At 63.5% G+C, this 3,218-nt stretch carries 4 protein-coding genes; 1 reads left to right on the top strand and 3 read right to left on the bottom strand.

Annotated features, from left to right (window positions below):
- Positions 1-194: 194 nt before the first annotated feature.
- From KNW02_RS20160 to KNW02_RS20150, 3 genes are read right to left on the bottom strand one after another with little or no spacing between them, the layout of a single operon-like run.
- The gene (locus KNW02_RS20160) at positions 195-1,517 is read right to left on the bottom strand and encodes a recombinase family protein (protein WP_216034972.1); all 1,323 of its coding nucleotides are present in this window, start codon (positions 1,515-1,517) and stop codon (positions 195-197) included.
- Entirely contained in the window at positions 1,514-2,014 is a 501-nt protein-coding gene (locus tag KNW02_RS20155; RefSeq protein WP_216034971.1) for a DUF2924 domain-containing protein, read from the bottom strand. Before KNW02_RS20155 ends, KNW02_RS20160 begins: the two co-directional genes overlap by 4 nt.
- Positions 2,011-2,229, bottom strand: coding sequence for a hypothetical protein (locus KNW02_RS20150; protein WP_216034970.1), 219 nt, complete (start codon positions 2,227-2,229; stop codon positions 2,011-2,013). Before KNW02_RS20150 ends, KNW02_RS20155 begins: the two co-directional genes overlap by 4 nt.
- Before the next feature lie 339 nt (positions 2,230-2,568).
- Between KNW02_RS20150 and KNW02_RS21250 the strand changes: the two genes are divergently transcribed.
- The gene (locus KNW02_RS21250; protein WP_216034969.1) at positions 2,569-3,129 is read left to right on the top strand and encodes an SIR2 family protein; all 561 of its coding nucleotides are present in this window, start codon (positions 2,569-2,571) and stop codon (positions 3,127-3,129) included.
- Positions 3,130-3,218: the final 89 nt, after the last annotated feature.

Here is a 3,218-nt window from a genome sequence, read left to right as displayed (position 1 = left end):
AGACCCCGTAACCGGGCGAAGCGGCGGGTGTGTGCCTCCGGTCGGGCTACGCCCTCCCTCCGACACACACCCGCCGCACCGTCTCATCCTGATTGACGCAGAATCTCATCCTGATTGTCGCGCGGCACGGGGGCGACCACCGCGACGGCGGAGTTCGAGCGGGATGTGGACGCGCAGGGTCTCGGGCGCGGGCATCAGGCAACCTCCTTCTTCGGCGGGGCCATCAGCGCGGCGATGGCGCCGAGGCCATCATGGCGCAGGTCGATGGCGAGGCCCGCCTCGCTTACCGTGATGCGCGCGACCAGCAGTTGGACGATGCGCGCCTGCTCGGCCGGGATGAGCGCCTTCCAGAGGTCGTCGAACTGCGCCAGCGCGGCGACAACGGTGGTCTCATCGAGATCGGGGCGGTCCTTCCGCACCGCCCGCGCGGTGCGCGCCGCGACCTCGGGCGTGCGCAGCATGCGGCGGATTTCGCCGATGACGGCGTCCTCGACCATCGCGCCGGGCAGGCGCTGTGGCCCGCGCAGCTCGGCCGCAGGGCGCTTCCGGATCACGTCCATGGACGTGTAGTAGCAGTAGCGCTTGCCCTTCCGCTTGGTGTGGTGCGGCGTCATGGCGGCGCCCGTCTCGGTGAAGATCAGCCCGCGCAGGAGCGCCGGTTGTGCCGTTCGTGCCACCGCCGCCCGGGCGACGCGGTTGTTGGCCATCACGGCATGCGCGTCGTCCCACAGTTTTCGGTCGATGATAGCCGCATGCTCGCCGGGATAGACCTCGTCCTTGTGCACGGCGAGGCCGAGATAGACCTTGTTGTGCAGGAACTTCAGCAGGTAGCCCCGGTCGAACACCGCGCCGCGCTTGGTGCGGATCCCGCGCGCATGCAGTTCCTTCAGCACCTGCGCCGTGGAGCTGGACCGGGCATAGAGGCGGAAGATCGTCCGGACCTGTTCGGCTTCGGCGGGCTCGATGACCAGCTTGCGGTCCTTGACCACGTAGCCGAGCGGCACCGGACCGCCCATCCACATCCCCTTGCGGCGGGAGGCGGCGAACTTGTCGCGGATCCGCTCGCCGATCACCTCGCGTTCGAACTGGGCGAAGCTGAGCAGGATGTTCAGCGTGAGCCGCCCCATCGACGTCGTGGTGTTGAAGGACTGCGTCACCGAGACGAAGGTGACGCCGTGGCGGTCGAAGATCTCCACCAGCTTCGAGAAGTCCATGAGCGCGCGGCTGAGGCGGTCGATCTTGTAGACCACGACCACGTCGATCAGCCCGGCCTCGATGTCGGCGATCAGCTGCGCCAACGCGGGCCGGTCCAGCGTGCCGCCGGAGAAGCCGCCGTCGTCATAGCGGTCGCGCAGGGCGACCCAACCCTCGGCGCGCTGGCTGGCGATGTAGGCCTCGCAGGCCTCGCGCTGGGCGTCGAGGCTGTTGAACTCCATGTCGAGTCCTTCCTCGCTCGACTTGCGGGTGTAGATGGCGCAGCGCAGGCGGCGGACGGCTTCGGGCTTGGTGCGGCTCATGGGCGCGCCTCCGCACCATGGGCCAGCCCGAAGAACTTCCACCCGTTCCAGTGACTGCCGGTGATCGCCCGCACTGCGGCCGAGAGCGACTTGAAGCGCCGCCCCTGCCATTCGAAACCTTCTGTCAGGACGGTGACGACCTGCTCCTCGCCCTGCCACTCGCGCACCAGCTTGGTGCCGGGGATCGGGCGGCGGGGATCCGCGATCAGCGGACCCGGCGCGCCGGATGCGACCTCGGCCGCCAGCGCGTCCAGCGTGCGCCGCGTCGCGGGCTTGATGCCGCCATGGGCCAGTTCCTGGATGCGGTAGCCGATCCGCAGCTCCAGGTTCCCCCGGCTGGCGTTCGGCGCGGGCTCGCCGAACATTACCCGCCACTTGCCCTGCAACTCGGGCACCGTCATCGCCTTCAGCGCCGCCAGTTCGGCCAGGACGTCGATCCCCTCCGCCGGGCGCGCAAGCGCGGCCCTTGCGGTTGATTTCCTTGTGTTTTTCCTCATCCGTCGTCTCCAACTCGGTTTTGCAGCTGTCTCCGACGACGGCGTCTGAGGGCGAGAATGTCCAGCGAACTGTCTCCGTCGAGCGGAGAATTCTCGTTCGATTCCTGTGGGTTGGTGCGCATAATGGCGTCGGCGAGGATGGCGGCCAGTTCCGCCAGCCGCTCATCAGTGGTGAGCGTCTCGGCGGGCGGCGCGAAGGCGATGTCGTCTGGCATGGGGAGCGAACCTCCTGAGGCGGTTTGCTCCGTGTTCGCTGCTTGTGGCGGACAACTTCAAGCTAAAACAGGGGGTTGTCGTAGCGGCGCGAAGCAGAACGAGATTGATCGTGCGTGCTGCGGCAATCTCTGCGATGGCTCACTAAGCCCGGGTTTCAAGCGAAGCCTGCCACAGTCGATCATGAGTACGTTTGTTCTGACTTCCTTCAGACTTCCCTTCAGGCATCGTCAATCGATCACGAAGGCCAGATGCCGGACTTGTGCGCAACCGAATGAGCCGGGTAGCATAATGGAAGGACGCACACCTGTGGTTGCCAACGTGATTAGGACAAGAACAAAGTGTCAGGGAAGAAAAGCGAGCTGCCACATACTCTGATTGAAGCCGTCAAGGATGGTCGAGCTGTCGTGGTTCTTGGCGCTGGCGCGTCCATGGAGTGCGTAAATTCCGCTGGGCAGCGACCACCAAGTGGAGAACAGCTTCGTGATTCACTAGCAAAGAAATTCTTGGGGCGGGAAAAAGAAACAAGAGATCTCGCGATGGTTGCCGAAATGGCAATTTCGAGCGGCGCCGGTGAACCTCTTGTTTTCGAGGAAGTTTCCAAGTTGCTGTCGGGATTTTCACCGTCAAAGGCACATATATCACTCGCCGATTTCAGGTGGCGAGGACTTGCAACAACAAATTACGATCAAATTATAGAGTCTGCCTATTCTGCAAATTCAGCTGCCAAGCAAACTTGCATCACATTCGTGAAGGATGCGGAACCTTATGATGACCGCTTGAAAACGGCCATGAATCCAGTACCATTACTAAAATTACATGGTTGCTTAGATCATCGGCTTGATCGCGACATTCCACTAGTTCGTAAGCGCGACGTTGTGGCCCTATGCGGCGAGGCTTGACTGCTGATTGAATCGCCACGGCATGAGGTCTTCGATACCGTTTTGCGGGTGACCGTCGAGGATGGCGTGCAGGGTTGCTGCGATGTAGT

The sequence above is a fragment of the Paracoccus marinaquae genome, from assembly GCF_018860165.1.
Lineage (GTDB): Bacteria > Pseudomonadota > Alphaproteobacteria > Rhodobacterales > Rhodobacteraceae > Paracoccus > Paracoccus marinaquae.
Note: the sequence above shows the minus strand (reverse complement) of the source record. Positions and strands in the feature narration are given on the sequence as shown.

Coding starts and splice junctions, on each gene's coding strand:
- KNW02_RS20160 (WP_216034972.1), bottom strand. CDS start 1,517: ATGAGCCGCACCAAGCCCGAAGCCGTCCGCCGCCTGCGCTGCGCCATC.
- KNW02_RS20150 (WP_216034970.1), bottom strand. CDS start 2,229: ATGCCAGACGACATCGCCTTCGCGCCGCCCGCCGAGACGCTCACCACT.
- KNW02_RS20155 (WP_216034971.1), bottom strand. CDS start 2,014: ATGAGGAAAAACACAAGGAAATCAACCGCAAGGGCCGCGCTTGCGCGC.